Raw genomic sequence first — 1,072 nt, forward strand, 5'->3', positions numbered from 1 at the left:
CCCTACACGGCGCTCTTCCGACCTGCCGGCACCGGCGCCCGCAGCGGGTGGCCGTGCCAGCCACGCCTCGCCGTCGGTGCGCAAGTTCGCGCGCGAACTCGGCGTGGACGTCGGCGGCGTGGCGGGCAGCGGCCCGAAGGGCCGTATCACCAAGGAGGACATTACTGCCTTCGTGAAGGGCGTGATGTCGGGCCAGCGCGCGGCACCGGCTGCCGCGGCTGCACCGGCCGCGGCCGGCGGCGGCGAGCTGAACCTGCTGCCGTGGCCGAAGATCGACTTCACCAAGTTCGGTCCGATCGAAGCCCAGCCGCTGTCGCGCATCAAGAAGATCTCGGGCGCGAACCTGCATCGCAACTGGGTGATGATCCCGCACGTCACGAACAACGACGAGGCCGACATCACCGAGCTCGAGGCGTTGCGCGTCCAGCTCAACAAGGAAAACGAGAAGTCGGGCATCAAGTTCACGATGCTGGCCTTCGTGATCAAGGCCGTGGTCGCGGCGCTCAAGAAGTTCCCGACCTTCAACGCGAGCCTGGACGGCGACAACCTGATCCTCAAGCAGTACTACCACATCGGTTTCGCCGCCGACACGCCGAACGGCCTGGTCGTGCCGGTGATCCGCGATGCGGACAAGAAGGGCCTGGCCGACATCGCCAAGGAAATGGCGGACCTGTCGAAGGCGGCGCGCGACGGCAAGCTCAAGCCCGACCAGATGCAGGGCGGCTGCTTCTCGATCTCCTCGCTGGGCGGCATCGGCGGCACGCATTTCACGCCGATCGTCAACGCCCCGGAAGTCGCGATCCTGGGCCTGTCGCGCGGCGCGATGAAGCCGGTGTGGGACGGCAAGCAGTTCGTGCCGCGTCTCACGCTGCCGATGTCGCTGTCGTACGACCATCGCGTGATCGACGGCGCGGCGGCCGCGCGCTTCAATGCGTATCTCGCGCAGATCCTCGGCGACTTCCGCCGCGTGATTCTCTGATGCCTGACGGCATCCCGGTGCCGGTTCGACGTGGCGCGCCCGGCGCGCCGCGCGGCCGGCACGGCGCGCGCGACGTCCGCCTTGCCGGCGGCG

Annotated in this window: 1 protein-coding gene; it reads left to right on the forward strand. The window is 68.7% G+C overall.

The window, feature by feature from the left end:
• Window positions 1-979, forward strand: a 979-nt coding sequence (locus F3J10_RS35810; protein WP_167244063.1) for a dihydrolipoyllysine-residue acetyltransferase, incomplete at its 5' end; no start/stop codon positions are given.
• Between the last annotated feature and the right edge of the window lie 93 nt (window positions 980-1,072).

It is taken from the genome of Burkholderia sp. Cy-637 (assembly GCF_011753175.1).
Taxonomy (GTDB): Bacteria; Pseudomonadota; Gammaproteobacteria; order Burkholderiales; family Burkholderiaceae; genus Burkholderia; species Burkholderia gladioli.